The organism is Massilia sp. KIM (genome assembly GCF_002007115.1).
GTDB lineage: Bacteria > Pseudomonadota > Gammaproteobacteria > Burkholderiales > Burkholderiaceae_D > Telluria.
This window is the reverse complement of sequence record NZ_MVAD01000004.1, coordinates 311,925-326,247: the sequence shown is the minus strand read 5'-3', so window position 1 is coordinate 326,247 and position 14,323 is coordinate 311,925. Positions and strand designations below refer to the sequence as shown.

13 protein-coding genes are annotated in these 14,323 nt (G+C 67.0%); 10 read left to right on the top strand and 3 right to left on the bottom strand.

Features of this window, described 5'->3' with window-relative positions; genetic code table 11:
- Window positions 1–129 precede the first annotated feature (129 nt).
- On the top strand, window positions 130–666 hold the full coding sequence (locus tag B0920_RS24095) for a carboxymuconolactone decarboxylase family protein (RefSeq protein WP_078035228.1): 537 nt from the start codon (window positions 130–132) through the stop codon (window positions 664–666).
- 7 nt (window positions 667–673) lie between these two features.
- Here B0920_RS24095 and B0920_RS24090 read toward each other — a convergent pair whose 3' ends face one another.
- Window positions 674–1,264 carry a hypothetical protein gene (locus B0920_RS24090; protein ID WP_078035227.1) on the bottom strand — a complete coding sequence of 197 codons (591 nt, stop codon included), beginning with the start codon at window positions 1,262–1,264 and terminating at the stop codon, window positions 674–676.
- 208 nt (window positions 1,265–1,472) lie between these two features.
- Between B0920_RS24090 and B0920_RS24085 the strand changes: the two genes are divergently transcribed.
- From B0920_RS24085 to B0920_RS24045, 9 genes are all read left to right on the top strand, one after another.
- Window positions 1,473–2,162, top strand: a complete 690-nt coding sequence (locus tag B0920_RS24085) for a response regulator transcription factor (RefSeq protein WP_078035226.1) — start codon at window positions 1,473–1,475, stop codon at window positions 2,160–2,162.
- 79 nt (window positions 2,163–2,241) lie between these two features.
- Window positions 2,242–3,516 (top strand): glutamyl-tRNA reductase, encoded by a 1,275-nt coding sequence (gene hemA / locus B0920_RS24080; protein ID WP_078035225.1) that lies wholly within the window; start codon window positions 2,242–2,244, stop codon window positions 3,514–3,516.
- A gap of 93 nt (window positions 3,517–3,609) precedes the next feature.
- Window positions 3,610–4,686, top strand: a complete 1,077-nt coding sequence (gene prfA / locus B0920_RS24075) for a peptide chain release factor 1 (RefSeq protein ID WP_078035224.1) — start codon at window positions 3,610–3,612, stop codon at window positions 4,684–4,686.
- Between the two features lie 120 nt (window positions 4,687–4,806).
- Window positions 4,807–5,277: a disulfide bond formation protein B gene (locus B0920_RS24070; protein ID WP_078035223.1), complete on the top strand. Its 471-nt coding sequence runs from the start codon at window positions 4,807–4,809 to the stop codon at window positions 5,275–5,277.
- Window positions 5,274–6,095: a peptide chain release factor N(5)-glutamine methyltransferase gene (gene prmC / locus B0920_RS24065; protein WP_078035222.1), complete on the top strand. Its 822-nt coding sequence runs from the start codon at window positions 5,274–5,276 to the stop codon at window positions 6,093–6,095. The genes B0920_RS24070 and prmC overlap by 4 nt, the downstream gene beginning before the upstream one ends.
- A gap of 159 nt (window positions 6,096–6,254) precedes the next feature.
- Window positions 6,255–8,069: a DUF885 family protein gene (locus B0920_RS24060; protein ID WP_229456843.1), complete on the top strand. Its 1,815-nt coding sequence runs from the start codon at window positions 6,255–6,257 to the stop codon at window positions 8,067–8,069.
- Window positions 8,070–8,144: 75 nt separating this feature from the next.
- The gene (gshA, locus tag B0920_RS24055; protein WP_078035220.1) at window positions 8,145–9,740 is read left to right on the top strand and encodes a glutamate--cysteine ligase; all 1,596 of its coding nucleotides are present in this window, start codon (window positions 8,145–8,147) and stop codon (window positions 9,738–9,740) included.
- Window positions 9,741–9,756: 16 nt separating this feature from the next.
- Window positions 9,757–10,776: a histone deacetylase family protein gene (locus B0920_RS24050; protein ID WP_078035219.1), complete on the top strand. Its 1,020-nt coding sequence runs from the start codon at window positions 9,757–9,759 to the stop codon at window positions 10,774–10,776.
- A gap of 24 nt (window positions 10,777–10,800) precedes the next feature.
- Window positions 10,801–11,253 (top strand): GNAT family N-acetyltransferase, encoded by a 453-nt coding sequence (locus B0920_RS24045; protein WP_078035218.1) that lies wholly within the window; start codon window positions 10,801–10,803, stop codon window positions 11,251–11,253.
- 156 nt (window positions 11,254–11,409) lie between these two features.
- Here the strand turns inward: B0920_RS24045 and B0920_RS26110 are convergent, their stop codons facing one another.
- A complete protein-coding gene (locus B0920_RS26110; protein ID WP_179119280.1) occupies window positions 11,410–12,195 on the bottom strand; it encodes an FKBP-type peptidyl-prolyl cis-trans isomerase in 786 nt (261 codons plus the stop codon).
- 109 nt (window positions 12,196–12,304) lie between these two features.
- A complete protein-coding gene (locus B0920_RS24035) occupies window positions 12,305–14,182 on the bottom strand; it encodes a potassium transporter Kup (protein ID WP_078035217.1) in 1,878 nt (625 codons plus the stop codon).
- Window positions 14,183–14,323 lie beyond the last annotated feature (141 nt).

Here is a 14,323-nt window from a genome sequence, read left to right as displayed (position 1 = left end):
GAGACGATCAAGCAAATCATCGCCGCTTACGAGCATTCAAGGTATCACCCCCGCTCCCTATACTGTGTCCATGGCTGCTACACAAACAGTCAGCCATCTAACCCAACGACACACTACAAGGAGCTCATCATGACCCGTCTCTACTCGCAACCCGTCTCGGACGCCACCGGCGCCGCCGCCCAACTGTTCACCGCCATCAAGGGCGCGATCGGCAAGGTCCCGAACGCCTACCGCGACATCGGCAGCAACAGCCCGGTCACCCTCGAATCGGCCCTGACCCTGGACGCCAACCTGAAGAAATCGACCCTGTCGGCGCGCGACGTCGAGGTGATCAAGCTGGCCGTCAGCGAAACCAACGGTTGCGACTACTGCGTCGCCGCCCACACCCTGATGGGCAAGATGGCCGGCCTGAGCCCTGAGTCCATGGTCGGCGTGCGCAAGGGCGAGGCGACCGGCAATGCCCGCGAAGACGCGCTCGCCGCGTTCGCCCGCAATCTGGTAACCACCACCGGCACCGTCGACGCCGCCGCCGTGCAGGCGGTCAAGGCGGCCGGCGTCACCGACGCCCAGATCGTCGACACCACCCTCGCGATCGCGGCGATCACCCTGACCAACCTGTTCAACCGCATCAACGATACGGTGCTCGACTTCCCGAAAGTCGATTGAACCGGGCTTACATCACGGGGACCGGCGGCGCTCCCGCACTCTCCGTCTTGGCCAGCTCCACCATCGCCGCCGTGCCGGCCTCCGGGTCCTGCGCGGCGGCCGCTTCCAGTTCGCGCGCCACCTGGGCGCAGGCTTCCACGTGCTGCTCGCCCATCTTCTTGAACAGCATGAAGCTGATGCCCGCCGCGGCGATCTGGCCGGCCAGCGGCACCATCTTGGCCGTGGTCTTGGCCGCGATCTTGGCGCCCGAACGCTTGAACAGGCGCAGCACCAGCCCCCGTGTCACAAATTTGCCGACGAGCATGCCGCCGACCGAGGCCGCAGCCTGGTAGGCGATCACGCGCAGGCGCGGGTGCAACTTCTCGATCTGCTTCTGGGTCAAACCGAATTCCTTGTTGACCTCCTCCACCAGCACGGCGAAGGTGGTCAGGTCGGACAGCACGTCCATGCCGGGGATCGGCACCACCGCCACGCCGGCCGAGATGGCGGCGCGTTTTTTCACCATGCGCAGGCAGCGTTCGCGCGCGCGTTCGATCTCCGCCCCGCTGACCGGTACGCGGTCCGATTCGTCCACGGTAGTTTTGCGTCGAAACAACATGTCCTTACCTCGCTGTATCTATGTAGAGAGCATGGGTTTCACTCTACGCGCACTGTAAAAACTGGTCGGTGGTCCCTTTCACACAACAAATGACAAGTGGGATTGTAAATTCCGTCTTTACCAGTAGCACTATTTTGTGAAAGTCTGATATATTTGGTTTAACCTTGTAGGACACTTCCTACAAGGTCAACCTTTTAAAAGCGTCAACATGAAGATCGCCGTCCTCGAGCAAGACCGTTCCCAGGCAGACCTGATTTGCCAGGTCCTCAGTGCTGCTGGCCACAGCTGCCAATCCTACGACAGCGCCAAGGAACTGCTCGGGCAGTTGCGCAAGGACAGTGCGGACCTGCTGATCCTGGACTGGAACGTGCCTGACATGGAAGGCGCCGAAGTCGTGCGTCGCGCCAAGGAAAAACTGGTCGCCAACGCGCCCATCGTCTTCCTGGTCGGGAATAACGCCGAGGACGACATCATCGAGGGCGTGACCGCCGGCGCCGACGACTACCTGGTCAAGCCGCTGCGCCGCGGCGAGCTGGTGGCGCGCATCTCGGCCCTGCTGCGCCGCGCCTATCCGTCGCAAAACAGCGCCGAACAGCTGCAATTCGGTCCCTACGTCTTCGAAACCCGCCCTGGCCGCCTGCTCAAGGACGGCTCGGTGATCGACGTGACCCAGAAGGAATTCTCGCTCGCCCTGCTGTTCTTCCGTAACATCGGCCGCCCCCTCTCGCGCGCCTACATCCACGAGTCGGTCTGGGTCCGCGACAGCGACGTGCCCTCGCGCACCATGGACACCCACGTCTCGCGGGTGCGCAACAAGCTGCACCTGCGCCCGGAAAACGGCTTCCGCCTGGTGCCGGTGTATTCCTACGGCTATCGCCTGGAGAAGCTGGGCGCCTGACCCTGCTTTTGGGGGTCTCCCCTGAAACCCTTCTCACGCAAGGGTATAATGGGTGCATACCTGTTGACCCCGTCCCAGAATGCAACTGCTCGCCGTCGGCCTGAACCACACCACCGCACCGGTCTCGCTGCGCGAGCAACTGGCGCTTGGGCCTGAGCAGCTCGGCAAGGCGGTCCAGGACGCGCGCGCCTGGTTCGCGCGCCAGGGCTCGGCCGGCGGCGAAGAGGCCGCCATCCTGTCGACCTGCAACCGCACCGAGCTCTACGCCGCGAGCAACCTGCCGAATCCCCTCGACGCCTCGGCCCAGTTCCTGGCGCATTATCATGCGCTCAACTACGCCGAGCTGCGCCCCCACCTCTACCTGCTGCCCCAGCACGACGCCGTGCGCCACGCCTTCCGCGTGGCCTCGGGCCTCGATTCGATGGTGCTGGGAGAAGCCCAGATCCTCGGCCAACTGAAGGACGCGGTGCGCACCGCCGAGGAAGCCGGCGGCCTGGGAACCTACCTGCACCAGCTGTTCCAGCGCACTTTCGCGGTGGCCAAGGAGGTGCGCAGCACCACCGAGATCGGCGCCCACAGCGTCTCGATGGCCGCCGCCGCCGTGCGCCTGTCGCACCGCATCTTCGACCGCATCGCCGACCAGCATGTGCTGTTCATCGGCGCCGGCGAGATGATCGAGCTGTGCGCAGCCCACTTCGCGGCCCAGAATCCGAAGTCCATCACCATCGCCAACCGCACCATGGAGCGCGGCGAGGCGCTGGCGGCCCGCTACAACGGCAAGGCGATCCGCCTGGCCGACCTGCCGGAGCAGCTGCACAAGTTCGACATCGTGGTGTCCTGCACCGCCTCGACCCTGCCGCTGATCGGCCTGGGCCTGGTGGAACGCGCGGTCAAGGCGCGCCGCCACCGCCCCATCTTCATGGTCGACCTGGCCGTGCCGCGCGACATCGAGCCGGAAGTCGCGCGCCTCGACGACGTCTTCCTGTATACGGTGGACGACTTGGCCCAGGTGGTGCAGGCCGGCATGGAAAACCGCCAGGCCGCCGTCAAGCAGGCCGAGGCCATCATCGATGCCCGCGTCCAGTCCTTCATGCACTGGGTCGGCGACCGCGCCATGGTGCCGGTGATCCGCGACCTGCACGAATCGAGCGAAGCCCTGCGCATGGCCGAGCTGGAGCGCGCCCGCAAACTGCTCGCGCGCGGCGACGACCCCGAAGCGGTGCTCGACGCCCTGTCCAGGGGACTGACCGCCAAGTTCCTGCACGGCCCGCAACAGGCCCTGCACCACGCCCAGGGCGACGAGCGCGCCCGCCTGGCCGCCCTGCTGCCCCAGTTGTTCCGCGGCCGCCGTTAGCGGCCCTTCGCTCCTGCCTGGCCCAGTGCCGGCACGTCCTCCTGCGGCCGCCCGCGCGGCCATCCGATTCGATTCTTGTTCCGGGATTTCCGTATGAAACCTTCCATGCTGGCCAAGCTGGACCAACTTGCCAACCGCCTCGTCGAGCTGGACGAACTCCTGATGTCCCAGGACGCCACCGCGAACATGGACAACTACCGCAAGCTCACCCGCGAGCACGCCGAGCTGTCGCCGCTGGTGGCGCTGTACCGCCAGTACCAGGGCGCGCTGGGCGACATCGCCGCCGCCCAGGAGCTGCTGGGCGACCCGGAGATGAAGGAATTCGCCCAGGAGGAAATCGACAGCGCCAAGGACCGCCTGGCCGCGCTGGAACTCGAACTGCAGAAAATGCTGCTGCCCAAGGACGCCAACGACGAGCGCAACATCTTCCTCGAGATCCGCGCCGGCACCGGCGGCGACGAATCGGCCCTGTTCGCCGGCGACCTGCTGCGCATGTACACCCGCTTCGCCGAGCGCAACCGCTGGCAGGTCGAGGTGGTGTCGGAATCGCCTTCGGACCTGGGCGGCTACCGCGAGGTCATCGTGCGCATCATCGGCAACGGCGTGTATTCCAAGCTCAAGTTCGAGTCGGGCGGCCACCGCGTGCAGCGGGTGCCGGCCACCGAGACCCAGGGCCGGATCCACACCTCGGCCTGCACGGTGGCGGTGATGCCCGAGGCCGACGAGGTCGAGGACGTGAACATCAACCCGGCCGACCTGCGCATCGACACCTTCCGCGCCTCGGGCGCCGGCGGCCAGCACATCAACAAGACCGACTCGGCGGTGCGCATCACCCACCTGCCGACCGGCCTGGTGGTGGAATGCCAGGACGACCGCAGCCAGCACAAGAACAAGGCCCAGGCCCTCAAGGTGCTGGCGGCGCGCCTCAAGGACGCCCAGTTGCGCGAGCAGCAGTCGAAGGAAGCCGCGACCCGCAAGAGCCTGATCGGCTCGGGCGACCGCAGCGAGCGCATCCGCACCTACAACTTCCCGCAGGGGCGCCTGACCGACCACCGCATCAACCTCACCCTGTACAAGCTGGACTTCATCATGGACGGCGACCTGGCGGAACTGGTCAATGCCCTGGTCACCGAGCACCAGGCCGAGCTGCTGGCCGCACTGGGCGATTGAGCGCCAGGGTGTTAAGCAAAGGTTAAGTTGCCAGGCTGAAAATGCCCGGCAGCGGACCCGCCCACTTCGTGCGAGAATGCCCCGATCCTCGTCCTGAATAACGATCCAGAGAAAAACCGCATGTTCACTTCCCGCCAGGTCCTGTTCGCCATCGCGTCGATTTCCTTCGCCCTGATCGCCTTCGCCCTCTACCTGCAGCACATCCTGCACATGCTGCCCTGCCCGCTGTGCGTGATCCAGCGCTATGCCTTCCTCGGCATCGGCCTGGCGGCCCTGGTGGGCGCGATCAGCGGCAAGATCCGGGCGGCGGCGCTGGTGGCCCTGCTGGCGGCCATCGGCGGGCTGGTCACGGTCGGCAAGCACCTGTACGTGATCGCCAACCCGGGCTTCACCTGCGGCATCGATCCGATGGAGACCATGCTGAACAAGATCCCGACCGCGACCCTGCTGCCCGGCCTGTTCCGCGCCGACGGCCTGTGCGAAGGCGCCACCGACAACGTGCTGGGCCTGGCGATTCCGCACTGGTCGGCGGTCTGGTTCGTGGTGCTGACCGTGCTGCTGGCCTGGGTCCTGCTGCGCAAGCGCGCATGATCGAGGCCGGCGCCACCCTGGGGCAGCTGCAGCGCGCCCTGCCCCTCGATCCGCTGGAAAACCGGATCCTGCTCTGCCACGCCCTGGGCCTGCCGCGCACGGCCCTGATCACCCAGGCGGAGCGTGCGCTCACCGACGAGGAAGCCCGGCATCTCGCCGGCCTGGTGCAGCGCCGCCTCGACGGCGAGCCGATCGCCTACATCGTCGGCGAACGCGAATTCTTCGGCCTGCCCTTCCGGGTCGACCCGGCGGTCCTGATCCCCCGCCCCGACACCGAACTGATCGTGGAACTGGCGATCGAGCGCCTGCCCCAGCGCGCGCGCCTGCTCGACATGGGCACCGGCAGCGGCGCGATCGCGGTCGCGGTGGCCCACACCCGCCCGGACGCCGAGGTCACCGCCCTCGACCTGAGCGAGGCCGCGCTGGCCGCGGCGCAGGCCAACGCCGCCGCCAACGGGGCCCGCGTGCGCTTCCTGCACAGCGACTGGTATGGCGCGGTGGCCGGCGAGACCTTCGAGCTGATCGCTTCCAACCCACCCTACATCGCGGCCGGCGACCGCCACCTGGGCGAAGGCGACCTGCGCTTCGAGCCGGTGGGCGCCCTGACCGACCATGCCGACGGCCTGTCGGCCCTGCGCATCATCGTCGCCGGCGCCCCGGCCCACCTGGCGCCGGGCGGCTGGCTGCTGCTCGAGCACGGCTACGACCAGGCCGAGGCGGTGCGCGAGCTGCTGGCGGCGCGCGGTTTCATCGACGTGCAGAGCTGGCGCGACCTGGCCGGCATCGAGCGGGTCAGTGGCGGACGCCTGGCCGCCTGACGGACGCGCCGCCCTGGCGCGTCTTGTTAGAATGACAGCATGCGCCACGACAACGTCCAGTTAGCTGAAGCACGTCGTTCCGGCGAAGGCCGGAACCCAAGTTTGTCTGCGCAGCTGTGCAGCGAAACTTGGGTTCCGGCCTTCGCCGGAACGACGGTGGTGGCATGGTTCGGCGGACGGCAGGACGGCATGCGCCGCCTGATCGCCTCTCTCGTCCTGTTCGTTCCCATTGCCTGCAGCGCCGTTGCGCCGGCCCCGGCCGCCTCCACGCCCAGCCCCGCCGAGCAGGCCAAGGAATTGTTCGAGCGCGACTGGCAATGGCAGTTGCGCCGCCATCCCGAGCGCGCCACCGGCCTGGGCGACGCGCGCTACAACGCCCTGCTCACCGACACCAGCCTGGCCGCCCGCGCCGCCGCGGTCGAGCACGAACGCCAGATGCTGGAAGCGGCGCGCGCCATCGATCCGAAGGAGCTCGACGGGCAGCTGCGCCTGTCCTGGGAAGTCTTCGTGTTCGACAAGCAGCAGCGCCTGGCCGTCAAGACCCTCACCCCCTTCGATCCCCTGCCCCTCACCAGCTGGGACGGCCCGCACGTGGCCCTGCCGCGCCTGGTGGCCCAGATGCCTTTCCAGACCGAGGAAGACTATCGCGCCTACATCGCCCGCATGGCCTCGGTGCAGCCCTGGGTCGACGGCCTGATCGAACAGTTGCGCGCCGGCGTGCGCGGCGGCTGGACCGTGCCCAGGGTCGCCCTGCACAAGCTTCCCGACGCCCTGCGCGGCTTGCGCGAAGGCTTGCGCGAGGGCCCGGTGGGCGCGCCGCTCAAGCGCATCCCCGCCAGCATCGCGCCCGAGACGCGCGAGCAGTTGCTGGCCCAGGGCAATGAAGTGCTGGCCGCCTACACCGCACCGGCCCTGCATCGCCTGGAAATTTTCCTGCGCAACGAATACGTGCCCACCGCGCGCGACAGCATCGGCGCCTCAAGCCTGCCCGGCGGCGCGATCTGGTACGCGGCCCTGGTGCGCCAGGTCACCACCCTGGAATCGACGCCGGCCGAAATCCACGCGCTCGGCCTGAAGGAAGTGGCGCGCCTGCGCGCCGAGGTCCAGGCTCTGTTGCCGCGCACCGGGTTCCGCGGCGGCCTGGACAAGTTCATGGTCTTCGCGCGCAGCGATCCGCGCCTGTTCTTCGGCGACACGGACAGCCTGCTGGGCCGCTACCGCCGCACCCTGGCGCGCGCCGAGAACCGGCTGCCGCTGGTGGTGTCGAACGCTCCCGCCGCCGGTCTCGCGGTCAAGCCGATGACGGCCAACGGCCCCGGCCAGCCGGCCGCCTACTACGAAGCCGGCAGCGAGACGCGCAGCGCGGCCCTGGTGGTGAACCTGGCCGAGCTGGGCGCGCGCCCGATCTGGCAGGTGGACAGCATCGCCTTGCACGAGGGTCTGCCCGGCCACCATCTGCAGGTGGCGCGCGCCGCCGAGCTCGACCTGCCGGCCTTCCGCCGCCATGGCTGGATCGCGGCCTATGGCGAAGGCTGGGCCACCTATGCCGAGACCCTGGGAACGGAAATGGGTTTCTTCGGCGATCCCTTCTCGCGTTTCGGCCACCTCAACGAACGCCTGTTGCGCGCCGCGCGCCTGGTGGTGGACACCGGCATCCACAGCCTGGGCTGGTCGCGCCAGCAGGCTCTCGACTACCTCAACGCCAACACCGCCAACCCGCCGGCCGACAACGAGGCCGAGGTCGAGCGCTATATCGCCCAGCCGGCCCAGGCCCTGGCCTATACCACCGGCCAGCTGCGCATCCTGGCCCTGCGCAACCGCGCGGCAAAAGCCCTGGGCAAGCGCTTCGATCTGCGCCGCTTTCACGACATGCTGCTGGGCAGCGGCGCCCTGCCCCTGCCTCTGCTGGAGCGCCAGGTGGATGCCTGGATCGCCGCGCAAGCCAGGCCCGCCGCCGGGCTCGGCAAGGATTGAGGGGCCTTCGGCGGACTTGCCGATTTTCGGTTACTCTCTGCACCACCGAACTGGCAGTATAAGAAAGGAAACTCCGTGTCGAACCAATTCAATCGCCGCATGGCCCTGCTCGAGGACGACGACCACCGCGCCCTGCTCGGCCAGGGTCTGCGCGGCATCGAACGCGAAACCCTGCGTGTCGACCGGCAAGGCCACCTGGCCCGCACCCCCCACCCGGTGGCGCTGGGTTCGGCGCTGACGCATCCGCAGATCACCACCGATTACGCGGAAACCCTGATGGAGTTCATCACCCCGGCCGAGCACGACATCGGTCTGGCCCTGCACCGCCTCGACGCCATCCACCGCTACGCCTATTCCAAGCTTGGCGACGAAATCCTGTGGGGCGTGTCGATGCCGGGCGAACTGCCGTCCGAGGAAGAGATCGAGATCGCCTGGTACGGCAAGTCCAACATCGGCATGCTCAAGCACGTCTACCGCCGCGGCCTGGCCCTGCGCTACGGCAAGGCCATGCAGTGCATCGCCGGCATCCACTACAACTACTCGCTGCCCGAGAAGCTGTGGCAGGTGTTCGCGGCCAGCGAAGGCATCACCGAGGAACGCCGCAACGCCCTGCGCGACTTCCAGTCCGAGAGCTATATTGCGATGATCCGCAATTTCCGCCGCTATTCCTGGCTGCTGATGTACCTGTTCGGCGCCACCCCGGCGCTGACCACCAGCTTCCTGCGCGGCCGTCCGCACAACCTCGAAAGGCTGTCCGACGACACCCTCTACCTGCCCTACGCGACCAGCCTGCGCATGAGCGACCTGGGCTACCAGAACGACGCCCAGGCCGGCCTGCGCCCGCACGAGAACAGCCTGGAAAGCTACGTCACCACCCTGATGGACGCGGTCAACCGCCCCTACGCGCCCTATGCCGCGATCGGCACCAAGAAGGACGGCGAGTGGATCCAGCTCTCGACCAACGTGCTGCAGATCGAGAACGAATACTATTCGACCATCCGCCCCAAGCGCGTGATCCGCACCGGCGAGCGTCCGGTCCAGGCCCTGTGCAACCGCGGCGTGCAGTACATCGAAGTGCGCTGCCTCGACGTCGACCCCTTCGAGCCGATCGGCGTCTCGCTCGAGACCGGCCGCTTCCTGGACGCCTTCCTGCTGTTCTGCGCGCTGGACGACAGCCCCCTGATCAGCGCCCACGACAGCGCGATCCACGCGCGCAACTTCGCGCGCACCGTGAAGGAAGGCCGCCGTCCGGACCTCACCCTCACCCGCGACGGCGCCGAGGTTCCGCTGAAGGAATGGGCGCTGGAGCTGATCGAGCGCATCCGCCCGGTGGCCGAGCTGCTGGACCAGGACCACAACGACAGCGGCGTGCACGCCACCTCGCTGAGCCACCAGAAGGCCAAGGTCGAAGACCCGGCGCTGACCCCGTCCGCGCGGGTGCTGGAAGAAGTGCGCGCCCTCGGCTCGGCCGCGGCCTTCGGCCTGCGCCAGAGCGAGCTGCACGCGGCGAACTTCCGCGACAGCCCGCTGATGCCGGCCGAGGCCGGCCTGTTCGACGAGATGGCGGCTGCCTCGCTGGCCGAGCAGGCCCGCATCGAAGCCACCGACACCGGCAGCTTCGACGAATTCGTCGCGGCCTACAACAGCAGTACACTGTGCGGCAACCACTAGCCGCCTTTCCCCGCCCTTGCTGACCTTCTACAACGAGCACCATGCCCAGCATGCCGGCCGCCAGATCCTGCGCGACGGCGCGCCGGCGCCCTGCCTGGAACAGCCCGGGCGGGCGGAACGCGTCCTGAAGGAATGCGAGCGGCGTGGCCTGGGCCGCATCGTCACGCCGCACGGCGTGCCCCTGGTCTCGCTCGAGCGGGTGCACGGCCCGCGCTACCTGCACTTCCTGCGCAGCGCCTGGAACGCCTGGACCGCGCTCGACCCGGCGCATGCCGGGCGCGAGCTGTTTCCCTCGGTCTGGGCGCGCCAGCCGGTGCAGGACGGGGTGGAGCCGGAGGACTTCGCGGCCAGGCTCGGCCTGTACGCGACCGACACCCTCACGCCCATCACCGCCGGCACCTGGGTGGCGGCCAAGACCGGCGCCGACTGCGCGGTCAACGCGGCCCACGCGCTGCGCGTGGGAGAACGCGGCAGCTTCGCGCTGACGCGTCCGCCGGGCCACCATGCGGGGCCGGATTTCTTCGGCGGCGGCTGCTTCCTGAACAATGCGGCGCTGGCGGCCCAGCACCTGCTGGACGACGGCCTGGCCAAGGTCGCCATCCTCGACCTCGATGAACACCACGGCAACGGCACCCAGGCCATCTTCTACGGCCGCGCCGACGTGCTGTTCGTCTCGGTGCACCGCGACCCGCGCGGCGCCTGGCCCTGGTACACCGGCCATGCCGGCGAAACCGGGGCCGGGGCCGGCGTGGGCGCGACGATGAATCTCCCGCTGCCGGCGGACGCGGGCAGCGCGCAATGGTTCGCGGCGCTGGAATCGGCCTGTGTGAAGTTGGCCATGTTCCGGCCCGAGGCGCTGGTGGTCTCCTTCGGCGGCGCGGCGTTCGGGCTGCAGGCCGGCGACTTCCTGCGGATCGGCGAGCGCATCGCCCACCTGGGTCTGCCGACCGCCTTCATCCTCGAAGGCGGGCAGGCGGACGAATCGGCGGTCTTCGTGGTCAATGTGCTCGAAGGCTACGAGACCGCCACCGAATAGTCTTCACTTCCATCCCGACCCACCATGCTCGACTGGCAATTCTCCAGCTTTTCCGACCTCTCCAACAAAGACCTGTACGAGGTGCTGGCCCAGCGCCAGAACGTCTTCATCCTGGAGCAGACCTGTCTGTACCCGGACATCGACGGTTACGACCTCGACGCCCATCACCTGCTCGGCTGGCGCAGCGTGGACGGCAAGCGCGAACTGGCGGCCTACCTGCGGGTGCTTGCCCCGGGCGCCAAGTATGCCGAGATGTCGCTCGGCCGGGTGATCACCACACCGGCCGCGCGCGGCACCGGCGCCGGCCGGCTGCTGCTGGCGCGCGGGATCGAATGTGCGGAAAGCCTCTACCCGGGGCATCGGATCCGCATCGGCGCGCAGCAGTATCTGGAAAGCTTCTACCAGAGCTTCGGCTTCCAGACCGTCTCGGCGCCGTATGACGAGGATGGGATCATGCACATCGACATGCTGCGCTGACGCCGAGACCTAGCCAAAGAACGTCATCCCGCAACGTAAAAACGTCGTCCCCGCGAAGGCGGGGACCCAAGTTCTGTTCGCGCTGTCGATGCGCTTGCAAACTTGGGTCCCCGCCTGCGCGGGGACGACGGTGTTTCGGTGGATAAGGTGTTTCGCTTACTGGACGGTATTCAGCGTCACTTCATACACCAGACCCGAATTGCCCGGCACCACACCCGGCACGCCGGCCGAACCGTAGCCCAGGCTGGCCGGGATGTAGATCAAGCGCTTGCCGCCGGCACGCATGCCGGTCACGCCCTGCTCGAAGCCTTCCAGCGCTTCCTTGTTGCCCAGCTTGAAGGTGAAGTTGTTGTTCTGGATGTGCTTGCCTTTCTTGTCGGCGGCCGCGGCATCGTACAGCCACAGGCTGAAGCTCAGCGCGGCGGTCTTGCCGGCCACGGCTTCGGCGCCGGTGCCCACCACCAGGTCGGTCTTGACCAGCGAAGCCGGGCTGCTCACGGTCTCGATCTTGGTCAGGGTCACTTCATACACCAGGCCCGAATTCGGCGGAATGCCGCTGGTGCCGGTCGCGCCATAGGCCAGGCTGGCCGGAATCAGGATGGTGCGCTTGCCGCCCACCTTCATGCCCAGCACGCCCTGCTCGAAGCCCGGGATGGTCTGGTTGGCGCCCAGGGTAAAGGTAAACTTGTTGGCTTGGATCGCCGAACCCTTCTTGTCGGCTGCGGCTTCGTTGTACAGCCACAGGCTGTAGTCCAGGCTGGCGACCGCGCCGTTGACGGCCTCGGCGCCGGTGCCGACCGTATTGTCGGTCTTGGTCAGGGTTGCCGGGCTGCTGACGGCGACGCCGTTGCCACCACCGCCACCGGAGTCGCTGCCGCCGCCGCAGGCGGTCAGACCAAGGACGGCGACGAAGGCCGCGATCAGGGGAAGCTTCAATTTCATGGGTAATCCTTGACGAAAAAAGGTGCGGAAAAATTTGCAACACGCAACTTTACACCTTATCTCATTGATGCCATGAAACTGTGAGGAATTTGTCACCAATTTGTAAGCGCTAGATCTCCACCTGGGTGCCCAGCTCGATGACGCGGTTGGGCGGAATCTGGTAGTAGTCGGCCGCCGTGCGGGCATTGCGCGACATCATCACGTACAGGTGCTCGCGCCACGGCGCCATGCCGCGTCCCGGCGTCGAGATCACGGTCTGGCGGGCAATGAAGAAGGAGGTTTCCATCATCTCGAACACCAGGCCGAGGTCGGCGCACTGGCGCAGAATGCCGGGAATGTCGGGCTCGTCCTTGAAACCGTACTGCACGTTCAGCTGGAAGCAGTTGTGGCCCAGTTCCACGATCCTGACCTGTTCGGCCGGCGCCACCCAGGGCTCTTCGCGGATGTGCACGGTCAGGAAGACCACGCGCTCGTGCAGCACCTTGTTGTGCGACAGGTTGTGCAGCAAGGCGTGCGGCACGCCGTCGCTCTCGCCGCGCAGGAACAGCGCGGTGCCGGGCACGCGCACGGGCGGGGCCACGAACAGCGATTCCATGAAGGCTTCGAGCGGGATCGCGTGCTTTTCCAGGTTCTCGAACACCAGTTCGCGGCCGCGCTTCCAGGTCAGCATCAGGGTCAGCAGCACCGTGCCCAGCAGCAGCGGGAACCAGCCGCCGTGCAGGAGCTTCAGCGTGGTCGACGAGAACAGCATGATGTCGATCAGCAGGAAGAAGCCGGTGGCGCCCAGGCAGACCACCAGCGGCAGGTGCCAGCGGTAGCGGGTCACGAAGAAGGTCAGGATGGTGGTCGCCATCATGGTCGCGGTCACCGCGATGCCGTAGGCGCCGGCCAGCTCGTCCGAGGAACCGAAGCCGACCACCGCGATCAGCACGATGCACAACTGGGCCCAGTTCACGGCGGGGATGTAGATCTGGCCGATCTCGCTTTCCGAGGTGTGCATGATGCGCATGCGCGGCAGCAGGCCCAGCGCGATCGCCTGCTTGGTCATCGAATAAGTGCCCGAGATCGTGGCCTGGGACGCGATCACCGCGGCCATGGTCGACAGGATCACCAGCGGGATCACGCTCCAGGTGCCGAGCTGGTGGAAGAAGGGGTTCTCGACCGCGTCCGGCTGGTGGATCAGCAGTCCGCCCTGGCCCAGGTAGTTCAGGGCCAGCGCCGGAAAGGCGATCAGGAACCAGGCCATGCGGATCGGCTTGCGCCCGAAATGGCCCATGTCGGCGTACAAGGCCTCGGCGCCGGTGATCGCCAGGACCACCGCACCGAGGGCGATGAAGGCCAGCAGCTTGTTCTCCAGCATGAAGCGCAGCGCATGCCAGGGATTGAGGGCGGTGAGGATCTCCGGCGCTTCGATGATGTTGACCACGCCCATCGACGCCAGGACGAGGAACCAGACCAGCATGATGGGGCCGAAGAAGCGCCCGATGCCGGCGGTGCCGTGGCGCTGCACGCTGTACAGGACCACCAGCACCACGACCGCGATCGGCACCACGTAGTGCGACATGCCGGGCGCTGCCACCTCCAGGCCTTCGATCGCGCCCAGCACCGAGATCGCGGGCGTGATCACGCTGTCGCCATAGAACATGGTGGCGCCCAGCACGCCGATCACGAGCAGCGGGAAATGCCAGCTGGAAGCGCGCGTCACCGAATTGGTGGCGAGCGCCATCAGGGCCATGATCCCGCCTTCGCCGTTATTATCGGCGCGCAAAACCAGGGTCACGTACTTGAGCGAGACGATGATCGTCAGGCTCCAGAAGATCAGGGACACGATGCCGAGGATGTTCGGCGTGGTCAGCGGCAGGCCATGTTCGTCGTCGAAAATGGCCCGCAGGGTATACAGAGGACTGGTGCCGATATCGCCGTAGACGATACCGACCGCGGCGAGGGTGAGTGCGGCCAGGCTGCTTTTCTTGTTTTCAGGGGTCAAGATTGCACCATGCTTTTGTTCTGGTGCGGCGCACCATAGAATACGGACAAGAAAATTGCAAGAAGATTTCGTATTGCATCATACACCCGCGTAAAACCGGCCCGCGCCAGCAGGGTCTATCCAATTGGGGGATAATGTCGC